The sequence below is a fragment of the Vibrio sp. S/42/10 genome, assembly GCF_029890535.1.
In the GTDB taxonomy this organism is placed as follows: domain Bacteria; phylum Pseudomonadota; class Gammaproteobacteria; order Enterobacterales; family Vibrionaceae; genus Vibrio; species Vibrio cyclitrophicus.
Genome location: NZ_JAKMZC010000004.1, coordinates 48,351 through 64,476, shown reverse-complemented (window position 1 = coordinate 64,476; position 16,126 = coordinate 48,351). Strand labels below are relative to the sequence as shown.

12 protein-coding genes are annotated in these 16,126 nt (G+C 44.5%); 2 read left to right on the top strand and 10 right to left on the bottom strand.

Translation table 11 applies throughout. The features are described from left to right. Positions 1–158 precede the first annotated feature (158 nt). Together L8S15_RS06100 and znuA are read right to left on the bottom strand one after the other, a co-directional pair. Positions 159–3,509, bottom strand: a complete 3,351-nt coding sequence (locus L8S15_RS06100; protein ID WP_280572080.1) for an AraC family transcriptional regulator — start codon at positions 3,507–3,509, stop codon at positions 159–161. A gap of 281 nt (positions 3,510–3,790) precedes the next feature. Continuing rightward, complete coding sequence (znuA, locus tag L8S15_RS06095; RefSeq protein WP_010436802.1) at positions 3,791–4,675, bottom strand: zinc ABC transporter substrate-binding protein ZnuA; 885 nt, start codon at positions 4,673–4,675, stop codon at positions 3,791–3,793. A gap of 83 nt (positions 4,676–4,758) precedes the next feature. Between znuA and znuC the strand changes: the two genes are divergently transcribed. Both znuC and znuB read left to right on the top strand, forming a co-directional pair. After that, a complete protein-coding gene (gene znuC, locus L8S15_RS06090; protein WP_010436800.1) occupies positions 4,759–5,541 on the top strand; it encodes a zinc ABC transporter ATP-binding protein ZnuC in 783 nt (260 codons plus the stop codon). After that, on the top strand, positions 5,541–6,326 hold the full coding sequence (znuB, locus tag L8S15_RS06085) for a zinc ABC transporter permease subunit ZnuB (protein WP_010436798.1): 786 nt from the start codon (positions 5,541–5,543) through the stop codon (positions 6,324–6,326). Before znuC ends, znuB begins: the two co-directional genes overlap by 1 nt. Before the next feature lie 146 nt (positions 6,327–6,472). Here znuB and sucD read toward each other — a convergent pair whose 3' ends face one another. The 8 genes from sucD to sdhC all read right to left on the bottom strand — a co-directional run bounded on the left by sucD (position 6,473) and on the right by sdhC (position 16,091). Next, on the bottom strand, positions 6,473–7,345 hold the full coding sequence (gene sucD / locus L8S15_RS06080; RefSeq protein ID WP_004734209.1) for a succinate--CoA ligase subunit alpha: 873 nt from the start codon (positions 7,343–7,345) through the stop codon (positions 6,473–6,475). Then, positions 7,345–8,511, bottom strand: coding sequence for an ADP-forming succinate--CoA ligase subunit beta (gene sucC, locus L8S15_RS06075; RefSeq protein WP_010436793.1), 1,167 nt, complete (start codon positions 8,509–8,511; stop codon positions 7,345–7,347). The genes sucD and sucC overlap by 1 nt, the downstream gene beginning before the upstream one ends. A 206-nt stretch (positions 8,512–8,717) precedes the next feature. Further along, entirely contained in the window at positions 8,718–9,926 is a 1,209-nt protein-coding gene (odhB, locus tag L8S15_RS06070; RefSeq protein WP_016767487.1) for a 2-oxoglutarate dehydrogenase complex dihydrolipoyllysine-residue succinyltransferase, read from the bottom strand. Positions 9,927–9,947: 21 nt separating this feature from the next. Further along, positions 9,948–12,767, bottom strand: coding sequence for a 2-oxoglutarate dehydrogenase E1 component (gene sucA / locus L8S15_RS06065; protein ID WP_010436776.1), 2,820 nt, complete (start codon positions 12,765–12,767; stop codon positions 9,948–9,950). Between the two features lie 97 nt (positions 12,768–12,864). After that, positions 12,865–13,578, bottom strand: a complete 714-nt coding sequence (locus L8S15_RS06060; RefSeq protein WP_010436773.1) for a succinate dehydrogenase iron-sulfur subunit — start codon at positions 13,576–13,578, stop codon at positions 12,865–12,867. Positions 13,579–13,590: 12 nt separating this feature from the next. Next, a complete protein-coding gene (gene sdhA, locus L8S15_RS06055) occupies positions 13,591–15,357 on the bottom strand; it encodes a succinate dehydrogenase flavoprotein subunit (protein ID WP_010436771.1) in 1,767 nt (588 codons plus the stop codon). After that, complete coding sequence (gene sdhD / locus L8S15_RS06050) at positions 15,358–15,705, bottom strand: succinate dehydrogenase, hydrophobic membrane anchor protein (RefSeq protein ID WP_010436768.1); 348 nt, start codon at positions 15,703–15,705, stop codon at positions 15,358–15,360. After that, positions 15,699–16,091 (bottom strand): succinate dehydrogenase cytochrome b556 subunit, encoded by a 393-nt coding sequence (gene sdhC, locus L8S15_RS06045; RefSeq protein ID WP_010436766.1) that lies wholly within the window; start codon positions 16,089–16,091, stop codon positions 15,699–15,701. The genes sdhD and sdhC overlap by 7 nt, the downstream gene beginning before the upstream one ends. Between the last annotated feature and the right edge of the window lie 35 nt (positions 16,092–16,126).

The following is a 16,126-nucleotide window of genomic DNA, read 5'->3' as shown; positions in this document are numbered from 1 at the left end:
TTAGAACTCCCAACTCCAAATATCTTTCGTATCTTCCGTATCTTCCGTATCTTCCGTATCTTCCGTATCTTCCGTAAAAACCTAAAAAAGCCCCGACATGAATGTCGAGGCTCAAGGTGTCTTTATTGACCTTTAGACAGGAATAAACCTGCGGTTGATTACTCTTCGTTATTTTCCGCAAACTTAGATGGAGACATGCCAAAGTGGTGCTTAAATCGCTGGCTGAAATAAGAAGGGTCATTAAAGCCAGAATCGAACGCGACGTCTGACACCTTTTCTCCGGCCAATAACCTTTCACAAGCATGCTCTAAGCGAACTTGATTAAGGTGCTCTTTGAATGTCTTGTTGTAAGCCGATTTAAAGCGTCGTTGTAAGCTTCTCTCGGACATGAACAAGTATTTAGCAGCTGTTGCAGTGCCAAACTCCGCATCAGCGTAATGTTCACTAACAAGCTGAGACACTTTATTTTTCCATTCTTGTTCTGCCGTCAGTTTTTGTTGCTCTGGTGACGAAGCGGCAAGCTTAATCGTTTCAATCTGTTCTATTGTGCTTGCTTCAAGGTCATCCAAAACCTGATATTCAATTGGCCATGAAAGCTGAACCTTGTTTTGAGAATCAGAAACAAAAGCGTTGAGCTCGCCACCGCTTTGATTGATTAACAAAGGTAGTTTCTCGATATTAAGATCTGTCGACTTTCCATTGCTTTCATTAATCGATGAAGCCAATTTAGGAAAAGGCATACCATGATCGCGAATGGTCACGACTAAATGCTCTTCAACCTCTTCAACCAATACCACCATACTCTGCGATTTAAAATTTCTCTTAATGATACTCGCAACTAAGCTATTAAAAATGATATCCAAATTGAAATACAACAACGACACATGCCTATGCTTGGTTTCAACGTTAATATCGAGCTCAATACCCGCTTTAGCTAGATCACCTTTCCACGCTTTAAGCACAGATTCCAATACTAAAATTACATCGCAACAGACTGTCTCTGAACCTTCTTGGCTATTGGTCAATTGGGCGAGCCCGTTCTTCAACGTCAGGATTGGTGACTGACCTTGGTCATCGTTCCAACTAGGTAACATCGCAGCAATCTGAGTCACTTCATCAGATAACTCCTTCGCTGTATGTGAGACCAAAACATTTTTGACCAACAGCTGTTTCTTGAGTTGTTGATTGGTCGTCAATAAAATACGACTTTGATGTCTCAGCTGGTCCGTTTTTAATGCAACTTGCGCTTTCAAGTGTCTGTTGGCAAAAGTGACATAACGCGAACGCCAAAAAACAAGAACAGTCACCAATCCAATTAACATCGTAAGAGAACTAGCTACAGCCCAATTACTCAAGTACCAAGGCTCAGCAATTGAGAAACTTTGGGTTGTAGACACAAATCGATAATGAGAATCTTTCACCGGCTTAACTTCTAGCGTGTAATCACCTGGGAGCAAATGATCCAGTGTTAACAAACCACCCTCAAATTCGCTCCACGGCTCGTCATCGGTGAGCCGATATTCCATCGCAGGCGCGAATGTCGCGGGTAAAATACCAAGCTTAAAGCCAATCGATGAACCGTAAGGCACTTCCTCTAGGTCAACTGTTTTACCACCAAGTGATACAGTTTGCTGATCAACACTTATCTTACTGAGTAATGCTCGGCTATGAGGTGTGGTCGAAACCAATAACTCATTGGACAGTGCTGTAACCACACCATATTTTGAGCCTAAAACCAACCGAGATGATTGATTCTCATCACTGTAAAACAGGGCACACGCACCAGCAGTCAGTTCATTAGTGATCAGACCAAATGGCGAACCAATATGTTTGAGTAATTGCCCATCAAGCCCGTAGTAACTTACACCTTTCGAGGACCCTAACCAAACACCGTTATCATCGCTGATCAAGCAATTTGGGCTAATGTTATCTTCAATAAGAGCAACCTCTTCAATGACGTTGGTGTCATGAGGCATTCGATACACCCCATAACTACCCGCGAACCACTGTGCGCCATCTTTGGCCTGTTCGATATCAACAACTTTACCAAACCGCTCACTCAAACGACTGAAGCTAATTCTCTTATCAATAAAGGAATAGAATCCGTGATCTGTACCAATATAAAGACTGCCTTGCAAACCCATATTAAGGTCAGTAATTTTCGCTGGCAAAAACTTATCAACCAACCAATCAGTGCCATAACTGGTGAGAGCCATAGTATCAAGCAACAATGAATAAAGGTTTTGCCCCGAACTCATCCAGAGCACATTGTCAGCTTGAAGCGCAAAGTTCTCAATATGGATACCCTCAACAGCTCTCGGTAAGTTGAGCTCTTGAAGTTCTAATGTATTGGTATTAATACTAATAATACCGTTTTCTGTTGCCAGCCAGATTGAAGTATCAAAAACCTCTAAGTCCTTTACAGGTTTTTGATAAACACGAACTGGGGGGGCTTCACTTTGAGAGTCGACTAAATACAGCCCCATCGAAGATGCAACCCACGATAGATTATCATTCACAGGCTGTATCCTATTTATCACCACGCTGCTGGAATGCATTCCCATTCCTGTTAGCGGCGTTCTAGAGAATGTCTTACTGAATAGTGAAAAATATCGAATACCATTATTGGTCGCAACCCACATTCCCCCCGCATGGTCATTGATCAGCGAATATATTTTCTCGCCTGGCAATGAGAAATCTTGATTGGCAGCTTGATCAAAACGTGTAACTTGACCAGTAATAAAATTATAGCTAACGAGCCCGTGCTCTGTACCTATCCAATATTGATCAGACGTTTCAGCAAGAGACAACACATGTGAACCTCGAACAAATATCTCTTTATCTGGATCAGCAAGATCAACAATGACCGCACCATTTAAAGTCCCAATAATGAGTTCGCGTCTAGTGTTCGAGAAATAAACCGTCTCAATGTGGTGCTTGTCTGATGCGGCAATGTGAGTAAACTCTTGATTTTCTGAAAGATAAACTCCCGAACTCGTCGCTAATACCCATTTAGACAACACACGCTCTGCGTCATTAATTACGATGTCACTGCTATTGTTATATCGATACAGCTTGAGTAATGAATAAGTGTTGAATTCTAGAGATTGCGTATTGTAAGTATAAAAATTGCTACCATCGGTCACCCAAATATAATCACCAGATACACCGATATTAACGATCTCAGCACCGGGGCTTAGACTAAACGCGAGCTCATTACCGATACCTGGGGTATGTCGATAAACCTCGTTATCGAAAAAACTCCAAAATTCATCGTTGAGAAACGACACTTTTTCTGAAGAAAATTGTAGAAGACTGCCCTTTCTCGGTAGCAGGGTACGACCATCGTAAAATAGAACTTTTCCATGCACATCGTGGATCCAGAGACCTCCTCCAGCCCCGAGATATAGGTTTTTGGCCGCAAGAAAATTCCCTTGTGCTTGAACAGGCAAAGGATAGAAAACAGAGGGTGATGTATTTACCGCTAGAACGCTAAATGAAACACTCATTAACATGAGCACTTTGAAGATAATCTGATACAACTTTTAATCCTGAACAGCAACAACACATGAAATTTCAGTAGCCGCAATGGTTCACCACTGCTTGAACATAAGCTGAGTTTTTTTGTGATTATAATTATCTTTCTATTTTAGCGGAATTTAGCGAAGGAGAAAGGAGGTTTACGATTTGTTGAAAGGTTTTATCTTAGCGGTCACGAAAATGCCGCAAAAAAGCGGCATGATTCATGAATTATCGGGAACAAAGTAAGGTAATGACTACTTTATATTAATTACTCAGCACTTAAGCAGCTTGTGTAACTATCTGTAAGTTGCTGAAGAAAATCGAAATAACTTCCACTCTTCACTTCAACACTTGAACCTACCGGGTCAAGTTGCCCTTGCTTCGCATTACTTCCACGAGTTACCGACTCAATCACAGCAGGTGTAAATTGAGGCTCAGAGAATACACATTGGACATTGTCACGTACCAAAGTTTTCTTGATTGCAATCAGACTTTTAGCTCCGGGTTTACGTTCAGGACTAACCGTAAAGTGACCTAAGTTATTCAATTCAAATTCTTGTTCAAAGTAACCATACGCATCGTGGAACACGTAATAACCTTTATTTTTCACTGGTGCAATTTGGTCACGAATCGATTGTTCTTTATCTTTCAAAGCAATGAGGAATGAATCTAGGTTCTCTTGATACGCCATCGCGTTATCAGGATCAGTTTCAATCAACTTAACTGAGATATATTTAGCGGCGACTTCAACTTGATCGATACCTAGCCAAAAATGTGGGTCATGGCTACCATGGTTATGTCCTTCATGCGCGTCGTGGTCTTCATGCCCAAATTCTCTCAAGTTAATGCCAGGAATTGAACTGATCTTTATAACGTTTTCTTTCGAACCAATCACCTTAGTCAAAAAGGCTTCAAGGTCAGGACCGAACCAAATCACCATGTCAGCACTATGAACTTTTTTGACATCAGATGGCTTAAGCGCATAATCATGCGGCGAAGCATTACTGTTCATTAGCACATCCGGTTCACTAACGCCTTGCGTTAATTCCGTGACAATCATTTGAATTGGTTTAAAACTTGTTAAAATAGTATTAGCACTTGCAACACTTGGCGCTAAAAGCAAAGTAGCAAGTATAAAAGATGAACGTGACATAATCCCTCGATAATAGAAAAGTAGCTTAGGCTTGAGGTAAATGTTACATTATAACATTAGCGAATTGCAAATGAGTTCTATTCATGGATAACTTAATCCAACTAGATTCTGTGAGCGTCGAATTTGACGGTCGAAAAGTTTTAGACAACATATCTCTAAATTTAGAGCGTGGCAGAATCACTACCCTAATTGGGCCTAATGGCGCGGGGAAATCAACCTTAGTTAAGGTACTACTTGGGCTCCAGAACAAATATTCCGGAAAGATCACCAAATCAAAAAAACTAAAAATTGGTTACGTTCCTCAAAAGCTAAAGCTGAACGACTCTCTGCCTCTCAATGTAGAGCGTTTTCTTAAGCTCACCGGAAAATTCAGTAAACAAGAGATCCTAGAGTCTTTGATGCTAGTGGGCGCTGAACACCTGATGAAAAGTAACATGCATCAACTGTCTGGTGGCGAAAACCAACGTGTGCTGATCGCTCGCTCTCTTTTGAAAAGACCCGATCTGCTCGTTCTTGATGAACCCGCACAAGGTGTTGATGTACAAGGCCAAATCGATCTTTACGATCTGATAGATTCCATCCGTCACCGCTTTGGTTGTGCTGTGTTTATGGTTTCACATGACTTGCATTTAGTGATGGCAAAAACAGACGATGTGATCTGTCTGCATCACCACATCTGTTGCTCTGGTGCACCAGCTGATATCAAGCACCACCCTTCTTATATCGCGCTATTCGGTACCGCGGTTCAAGAGAGTTTGGCTTTCTACCACCACCAACATGACCACCATCACCATGACTTGGCCGGCCAGCCAGTTTCTGGAGATGTGCACGACTGCTCCAACCATAAACACGGACATCACCACTAATGCTTGAGTTTCTTCTACCTTCTATTCTTGCAGGCTTAGGCATTGCTCTTATTGCTGGACCACTGGGTTCGTTCGTAGTGTGGCGCAAGATGGCTTACTTTGGTGACACCCTTGCACACGCCTCTCTGATGGGCTTAGCGCTTGGCTTCCTGTTCAACATTAACTTGTACTTCGCGCTGCTGATCTGTTGTTTGATGCTGGCTGTGTTGCTCGTAACATTGCAAAAACAAAAGCTGGTCGCGACGGATACCCTACTCGGTATTTTGGCGCACAGTGCGCTATCACTTGGCTTGGTTGCTGTCAGCTTCTTAGACAATGTTCGTATTGATCTGATGAGCTACCTATTTGGTGACTTGCTGGCAGTATCTCCGACTGATTTAGTGTTCATCTATGCGGGTGCCGCTGTAATTGGACTGGTACTGGCTATCTTTTGGCGACCACTATTATCAACGACAGTTAACGAAGATCTCGCGGCTGTTGACGGTATAAACATTGATTTAATGCGTCTGATTTTGATGCTGCTTGTTGGTATCGTGATTGCTGTCGGTATGAAATTTGTGGGTGCGTTGATCATGACATCACTGCTAATCATTCCAGCAGCAACTGCAAGGAAGTTTTCTAATACACCGGAACAGATGGCGTTCCTTGCTTCCATTATTGGCTCTATCTCTGTATTCGGTGGATTAAGCTTGTCTTGGTTCTATGACACGCCTGCTGGCCCGTCTGTGGTTATCAGTGCGGCAGCGATGTTTATGCTATCTCAGATGGTTAAGACCCGAGCGTAATCATACGATTCGTATCTCGTATCTCGTATCTCGTATCTCGTATCTCGTATCTCGTATCTCGGGAACATAAAAAAGGCTTGGTCAGTGACCAAGCCTTTTTTATATCGTTCAGTTAACTTCTATCTCATTCGATAAAAGTTAGCTGATTACCAACCTGTGATTTCACGTAGGCCTTTACCAATGTCAGCAAGAGACTTAACTGTCTTAACGCCTGCTGCTTCTAGTGCTGCGAATTTATCTTCAGCAGTACCTTTACCGCCAGAGATGATTGCGCCTGCGTGGCCCATACGTTTACCCGGAGGAGCTGTAACACCAGCGATGTAAGAAACAACTGGCTTAGTTACGTTCGCTTTGATGAACTCAGCCGCTTCTTCTTCCGCAGTACCACCGATTTCACCAATCATTACGATTGCTTCAGTCTCTGGGTCTTCTTGGAAAAGTTTTAGGATATCAATGAAGTTTGAACCTGGGATTGGGTCACCACCGATACCAACACATGTTGACTGACCAAAGCCTTCATCTGTTGTTTGCTTAACTGCTTCGTACGTCAGAGTACCGCTGCGCGATACAATACCTACTTTACCCTTCTTGTGGATATGACCAGGCATGATACCAATCTTACACTCATCTGGAGTAATAAGACCTGGACAGTTAGGACCGATCATGCGAACGCCAGTTTCTTCTAGCTTCACTTTAACGTCGATCATATCTGTTGTAGGGATACCTTCAGTGATCGTTACGATCAGTTCGATACCTGCATCAATCGCTTCTAGGATTGCATCTTTACAGAAAGGAGCTGGTACGTAGATAACGGTTGCTGTTGCGCCTGTTACTTCTACTGCTTCACGTACTGTGTTGAATACTGGAAGGCCTAGGTGAGTTTGACCACCCTTACCAGGTGAAACACCACCAACCATTTGCGTACCGTATGCGATAGCTTGGTCTGAGTGGAATGTACCTTGACCGCCAGTGAAACCCTGACAGATTACTTTAGTGTCTTTGTTAATTAATACAGACATTATTTAGCCTCCGCAGCAGCAACAACTTTCTGAGCAGCATCTGTTAGAGATTCAGCTGCAATGATATCAACGTCAGAATTAGCAAGTACTTCGCGACCTAGGTCTGCGTTAGTACCTTCTAGACGAACAACGACAGGAACTGTTACGCCAACTTCTTTAACCGCACCGATAATACCTTCAGCGATCATGTCACAACGAACGATGCCACCGAAGATGTTTACTAGTACTGCTTTAACATTGTCATCAGAAAGGATGATCTTGAATGCTTCAGCTACACGTTCTTTTGTCGCGCCGCCACCTACATCAAGGAAGTTTGCTGGCTTGCCGCCGTGTAGGTTTACGATATCCATCGTACCCATCGCAAGGCCTGCACCGTTAACCATACAGCCAACGTTGCCATCAAGTGCTACGTAGTTCAGTTCCCACTGTGCTGCGTGTGCTTCGCGTTCGTCTTCTTGAGATGGATCGTGCATTTCACGTAGTTTAGGCTGACGGTACATCGCGTTTGAGTCGATGTTGATCTTGCCGTCTAGACAAAGCAGGTTGCCTTCGCCAGTGATTACAAGCGGGTTGATTTCTAGTAGAGCTAGGTCGTACTGAGAGAACATTTGGCCAAGACCCATGAAGATCTTAACGAACTGTTTAATTTGATCGCCAACTAGACCAAGTTTGAACGCAAGTTCACGACCTTGGTAAGCTTGAGGGCCAACAAGAGGGTCGATCGCAGATTGGTGAATCAACTCTGGAGTTTCTTCAGCGATCTTCTCAATGTCCACACCGCCTTCAGTTGACGCCATGAATACAATTTTGCGCGTTGCACGGTCAACAACAGCACCTAGATAAAGCTCGTTAGCAATGTTCGATGCTTCTTCAACTAGGATTTTTGTTACAGGCTGACCATTAGCGTCTGTTTGGTAAGTCACTAGGTTTTTACCTAGCCACTTTTGTGCAAACTCTTTAACGCCTTCTTTAGTGTCATGTAGCTCTACGCCGCCCGCTTTACCGCGACCACCAGCGTGTACTTGACACTTAACAACTTTCTTGGCTGTACTAATACGGCCTGCAGCTTCGAAAGCTTCTTGTGCTGTGTCACACGCGAAACCTTCAGGTACAGGCAAACCGAATTCTGCAAACAGCTGTTTGGCTTGGTATTCATGCAAATTCATTTTGATATTCCGTTTATTTTCCCTTAAGGGATTATTATTTCCATAACGACACAGTTTCCTGTGTTACGTCTGTAGGGTCTTCTCAAATCAACTGCTGTCCATTTTCTAATGGCTTTACAGTTCAATTGAAGGCCAGACGTTGAGCAGCCTAGCCTTTGAAACTTTTTACGTCTAGCTAACAGGGTTAACTAGACGTTTTAGCGATACTAAACGTCTAATAGCAGACGTGCAGGATCTTCTAGAAGCTCTTTGATGGTCACTAGGAAGCCAACTGATTCACGGCCATCGATTAGACGGTGATCGTAAGAAAGCGCTAGGTACATCATTGGTAGAATCTCTACCTTGCCATCAACAGCCATTGGACGGTCTTGGATTTTGTGCATACCCAAAATTGCCGCTTGAGGCGGGTTAATGATTGGCGTAGACATTAGAGAACCAAATACACCACCGTTTGTGATAGTAAAGTTACCGCCCATCAGCTCGTCAACAGTTAGCTTGCCGTCACGGCCTTTGATTGCTAGCTCTTTGATGCCTTTTTCGATGTCAGCGAAACCTAGTGTGTCACAGTCTTTCAGTACTGGAGTCACCAGACCACGTGGCGTTGATACTGCCATGCTGATGTCGAAGTAGTTGTGATAAACGATATCTGTACCATCAATAGAAGCGTTCACTTCTGGGAAACGTTTCAGTGCTTCTGTTACTGCTTTCACGTAGAAAGACATGAAACCAAGACGCGTATCGTGACGCTTCTCAAATTGGTCTTTGTACTGCTTACGAAGGTCCATGATTGGCTTCATATTCACTTCGTTGAAAGTAGTCAGCATTGCTGTGCTGTTTTTCGCTTCTAGAAGACGGTTTGCAACTGTCTTACGTAGGCGAGTCATAGGCACACGTTTTTGGCTACGAGCCGCTGCTGGCGCTTCAACTGCTGGTGCAGATGCTGCTGCCGGCGCCGCTTTCGCTGCTGCTAGATGTGCGTCGATGTCTTCACGAGTAATACGACCACCAACACCAGTGCCTTTAACGTCAACCGGTTGTAGGTTGTGTTCAGCAAGCAGGCGACGAACAGCTGGGCTTAGTGCATCGTTGTTCTCTTCTGTTAGCGCAGCCTTATGGCGCTTATCAGGAGATGCTTCTGTATCTTCAGTGGTGTCTTTCGTTGGTTCACCAGCGACAGCACCCGGCTTGATTTTAGCCAGAAGTTGCTTAGAAAGTACCGTAGCACCCTCTTCTTCGATGATAGCTTCCAGAACACCCGCTTCAGGAGCCGGTACTTCTAGAACTACTTTATCTGTTTCGATATCTACAATGACTTCATCACGTGCAACCGCTTCGCCCGGTTTTTTGTGCCAAGTAGCAACTGTTGCATCAGCCACAGATTCAGGTAAATCTGGAACCAGAATTTCAATTGTCATGTGCGTATTTTCCTTTTACTTCTAGTTCTTAAGTAGGGTCAAAGCGTCGTCAACTAACGCTTTTTGTTGTTTCAAGTGTACCGACATATAGCCAACAGCTGGTGATGCTGACGCAGGACGACCTGCGTATTGAATATCAGCACCTACTGGGATAGCAGCTCGGAAATTATGTTGGCTACTGTACCAAGCACCTTGGTTTTGTGGCTCTTCTTGACACCAAACGTAATCGACTACATTTGTGTACTGTGCGATTGCAGCTCTTACGTCCTCATAAGGGAACGGGTAAAGTTGCTCAATACGTACAATAGCGACATCGTCTTGCTCGTTCTTACGTCTTTGATCAAGCAGGTCAAAGTAAACCTTACCTGAACAGAACACGACGCGCTTTACGTTCTCAGGAGCCAGATCATCAATTTCTGCTATTGCTGGTTGGAACGTACCTTCGGCTAAATCTTCCATAGAAGACGTACACAAAGGGTGACGAAGCAATGATTTAGGCGACATTACGATCAGAGGACGACGCATTGGTCGAACAACCTGACGTCGAATCATGTGATAAACCTGCGCCGGCGTTGAAGGAACAACAACCTGCATGTTTTGTTCAGCACATAACTGAAGGTAACGCTCAAGACGTGCAGAAGAGTGCTCTGGGCCTTGGCCTTCATAACCGTGAGGAAGTAACATTGTTAGGCCGCATAGACGTGCCCACTTTTGCTCACCTGATGAGATAAATTGGTCGATCACAACCTGTGCACCGTTTGCGAAATCACCAAATTGTGCTTCCCAAAGGGTTAGACCGCTTGGCTCTGCTGTTGCATAACCATACTCAAACGCTAGTACTGCTTCTTCAGATAACACAGAGTCAAACACTTGGAATGGCCCTTGTTTATCATGGATGTTCGCAAGAGGAACGTAAGTGCTCGCATCTGATTGATTGTGCAAAACTGAGTGACGGTGGAAGAAGGTACCACGACCAGAATCTTGGCCAGAGATACGAATGCGTTTTCCATCATCAACCAGTGTTGCGTAAGCCAGAGTTTCAGCCATACCCCAATCGACTTGTTTTTCACCATTCACCATGGCAGTACGATCGTTGTACAGTTTATTGACTCGGCTTTGCAGCTTATGGCTGTCTGGGTATTGGCAAAGTTTGCTACCAAGCTCTTTCAGGCGCTCGATATCAATTTTGTTGTCCCATTCAATGTTCCAGTCGTGACCAAGGTATGGAGACCAGTCAACAGAATGAAGTGCCATTGGGCGCCACTCTTTAACCACAACTTCACCGTGATCAAGTGCATCACGATATTCGTTAACGAGTTGGGTTGCCGTATCAATACCAAACTCACCGCGCTCCATCAGTACGTCAGCATACAGCTTACGTGGTGTTGGGTGCTTCTTGATTTTTTGGTACATCAAAGGCTGTGTTGCGTTTGGCTCATCGGCTTCATTGTGACCATGGCGACGGTAACAAACCAAATCAATAACAACATCACGCTTAAACGTATTACGATAATCTAGTGCCAGGCGAGCAACGAAAGCGACCGCTTCTGGATCATCAGAGTTGACATGGAAAATCGGAGCCTGAACCATCTTCGCAATATCAGTACAGTACATCGTAGAGCGTGTATCGCGAGGGTTAGATGTTGTAAAACCAACTTGGTTATTTACAACGATACGAACCGTACCACCGACACAGAAACCACGCGCTTGAGACATGTTAAACGTCTCTTGTACTACACCTTGGCCAGCAATTGCTGAGTCACCGTGAATAGTAATTGGAAGTACGCTGCTGCCATCTTTATCGCCTAGACGATCTTGACGAGCACGCACTGAGCCGATAACTACCGGGTTTACGATTTCTAAGTGTGATGGGTTAAATGCGAGTGCTAGGTGAACATTGCCGCCTGGTGTTGCGAAGTCTGCAGAGAAACCTTGGTGGTATTTCACATCACCAGTGCCCCACGTGTCGTCATTGTGCTTGCCCGCAAATTCGTCAAACAGATCTTGTGGCTTTTTACCAAGCACATTGACCAGCATGTTTAGACGACCACGGTGAGCCATACCAACAACAACTTCACGCATGCCTTGTCCACCAGCATGACGAATAATTTCTTTCGTCATTGGAATAAGAGCATCACCACCTTCTAATGAGAAACGTTTAGCGCCTGGGAACTTAGCACCAAGATAGCGCTCAAGACCTTCAGCAGCTGTTAGCTCTTCTAGGAAAGCTTGCTTTTCTTCTTTATTGAAAGATGGTTGACCAGATACAGATTCTAAACGTTGTTGAATCCAACGTTTTTGCTCTGTATTCGTCATGTGCATGTATTCAGCACCGATAGATCCACAATAAGTTTGCTTAAGAGATTTATAGAGATCTTTAAGCACCATCGTCTCTTGGCCAATGGCAAAAGAACCGACGTTAAACGTCTCATTGAGGTCATCTTCGGTAAGAGTGTGGAAAGAAGGATCCAGCTCTGCAACTGTATCTCTTTTCCATAAACCGAGGGGGTCTAGATTTGCTGCTTGATGCCCTCGGAATCGATAGGCATTAATAAGTTGCAGAACTTTTACTTGTTTCGCATCGACATCTGGATCACTAACTTGGACACTGTAATGCTTTGTTTCTTGAGCGAGTCGACGGAAGTATTCACGAACACGAGAGTGTGGTTGTTCCACCGTTTCTGAAGCTTGCACAGGCAATTCTTCGAAAACGCTTCTCCATTCGTCACTTACCGAATCGGGATCACTTAGATACAGTTCATAGAGTTCTTCTACGTACGTTGCATTGGCGCCAGCCAAGTGTGAAGACTCGAGCCATGCCTTCATCACGCCGTTGTGCATATTTTCCCTTAACCAGTAGTTTTCACGTTTGCTGCGGTCTGAGCCGAGCTATTAAAAGGCCGCCCCAAAACTTCTAGGGCGGCAATTTTTTTATAACTTAAACCGAACGATTTACCAGCATGGTCTTAATATGACCAATCGCTTTCGTCGGATTTAATCCCTTAGGACAAACACTTACACAATTCATGATGCCATGGCAACGAAAAACGCTAAATGCATCATCAAGATCGGACAAACGTTCGTCTGTCGCCGTATCTCGGCTATCAATTAGCCAACGGTACGCTGCAAGCAAGCCAGCAGGACCGATGAATTTATCAGGGTTCCACCAGAACGACGGGCATGAAGTTGTACAACATGCACACATGATACATTCGTACAGTCCATCTAAATGCGCGCGCTCATCAGGGCTTTGTAAGTTTTCACGTGCCGGCGGTACATTGCCGTCTGACACGAGGAATGGCTTAACCTTCTCGTAGTTGTCGTAGAACTGCGTCATATCGACAATCAAGTCACGAACAACTGGCAAACCAGGTAATGGGCGGATTACAATTTTGTCTTGGCCAGAAAGCGCAGACAACGGAGTAATACAAGCCAGTCCATTCTTACCGTTCATGTTCAGACCATCTGAACCACACACACCTTCACGGCACGAGCGACGGAATGAGATTGTTGGATCTTGTTCTTTCAACAGAATAAGCGCGTCCAAAAGCATCATGTCTGAACCTTCATCCACCTCTAGGGTGTATTCCTTCATGTAAGGCTTTTGGTCGACATCTGGATTGTAACGATATAAAGAGAAATTCAGTTTCATGGTCATATCTCCTTAGTACGTACGTGCTTTAGGCGGGAACGCTTCACGATGGATTGGTTCCATGTTTACGCCACGCTTAGTCATACTTTCAGATTCAGGGTTGTACAGTGAGTGACATAACCATTGCTCATCGTCACGGTCTGGGAAGTCAAAACGAGCATGAGCACCACGGCTCTCTGTACGGAAGTTAGCAGCAACAGCTGTTGCAAACGCTGTTTCCATCAGGTTTTCAAGCTCTAGACACTCAATACGCTGAGTGTTGAACTCCGTAGATTTGTCAGATAGGTGTGCATTTTTCAGACGTTCACGAATTACTTTAAGCTCTTCTAAGCCTTCAGCCATTGCTTTGCCTTCGCGGAATACTGAGAAGTTGTTCTGCATACATTGCTGAAGATCTTTACGAATTTGCGCAGGGTCTTCGCCGTCTGTACTGTTTTCCCAACGGTTGTAACGCTCTAGAGAACGCTCAATGTCAGCTTCAGTTGCTGGCTTAGCTTCTTCTTGCTTCTTCAGAGTCTCACCTAAGTGTAAACCAGTCGCACGACCAAATACCACCAAATCAAGTAGTGAGTTACCACCTAGACGGTTAGCACCGTGAACGGATACTGATGCAATTTCGCCACAAGCAAATAGACCTTGGATTTCAACATCGCTGCCGTCTTCGGTTTGCTTAATAGCTTGACCAGAAACTTGTGTTGGGACACCACCCATCATGTAGTGACATGTCGGGATTACTGGGATTGGCTCTTTTACTGGATCAACGTGAGCAAAGGTACGAGACAGTTCACATACACCAGGTAGGCGAGATTCAAGCGTCTCTTTACCTAGGTGATCAAGTTTCAGCTTGATGTGTGGACCCCATGGACCATCGCAACCGCGACCTTCACGAATTTCAACCATCATTGAACGAGCAACAACATCACGACCCGCTAAGTCTTTAGCGTTTGGTGCATAACGTTCCATGAAGCGTTCGCCGTCTTTATTGAGAAGGTAACCACCTTCACCACGACAACCTTCCGTTACCAATACACCTGCACCAGCGATACCCGTTGGGTGGAACTGCCACATTTCGATGTCTTGCATAGGAACGCCAGCACGGATAGCCATACCAACACCGTCACCAGTATTAATATGTGCATTAGTTGTTGATGCGTAGATACGACCCGCACCACCAGTCGCAAGAATTGTTGCCTTCGCTTTGAAGTAACAAACCTCACCCGTTTCCATACAAAGCGCGGTTGTGCCTAAAATTGCACCATCTTCGTTCTTAACAAGATCCAGTGCATACCACTCAGAGAAAACCGTCGTTTTATGCTTAATGTTTTGTTGGTAAAGCGTATGAAGCAGTGCGTGACCAGTACGGTCGGCTGCCGCTGCTGTACGAGCCGCTTGCTCACCACCAAAGTTTTTCGATTGACCACCAAAAGGGCGTTGGTAAATAGTACCGTTCTCAAAACGAGAGAATGGTAGGCCCATTTTTTCAAGTTCGATTACCGACTCAGGACCGTTTTTACACATATATTCGATAGCGTCTTGGTCACCGATGTAATCGGAACCTTTTACAGTATCGTACATATGTTGTTCCCAATGGTCTTCATGCGCATTGCCAAGAGCAACAGTAATGCCACCTTGCGCTGAAACCGTATGAGAACGAGTAGGGAAAACTTTAGAAAGCAATGCACAAGATAGGCCTTGCTCAGAAATTTGCAGTGCGGCACGCATACCTGCACCACCAGCGCCGATAACTACGGCATCAAACTCACGAACAGGAATAGTCACTTACGCACCCCACAAAATAAACAGACCAGAGAAGAAATATCCAAGAAGAACTGCAACAACACCGACTTGAAGACCAACACGCAGTTTTGCGCATTTGATGTAGTCAGTTAGTACTTGCCATAGACCGATCCACGCGTGAACCAAAACAGAAGTAAGCGCTAACATAGTGAAGACTTTAGTGAAGGTTCCACCAAAGAATTGCGTCCAAGATGCGTAAGAAATATCACCAGAGAAAGCACAGAAGCTCACTAGGTAGATAGTGTAGAGAGTCATAATGATGGCAGTTGCACGGATCAATAAATAATCGTGAACACCATTACGACCAAAAGTAGAAACGTTGTTTACCATACTAAGATCCCCGCTAGTAGAGACAATACCGCTGTTGCTGCGAATGCAACCTTAGCGCTCTTAGCGCCAGATTCCAGCTCTTCGAAGTGACCGAGGTCCATAAGAAGGTGACGAATACCACCAGCAATGTGGTAAGCCAAAGCGGTTAAAATGCCCCACAGAATAAACTTCACGAAGAAACCGTCGACAATGTCGCTAGCTTCCATAAAGCCTACTGGGGATGAGAGGGAAGTGGATAGTAACCAAAGCAGAATTCCAATCGCGACAAAAGTTATCACCCCAGACACACGGTGTAGGATGGAAGCTATTGCTGTGATCGGAAAGTGGATGGTCTGTAAATCTAAATTAACAGGTCTTGTCTTTCTTTCTTTCACGGGCTTGCTCACTCAGCTCCATTGAGCATTATGGTCATTAAATAACC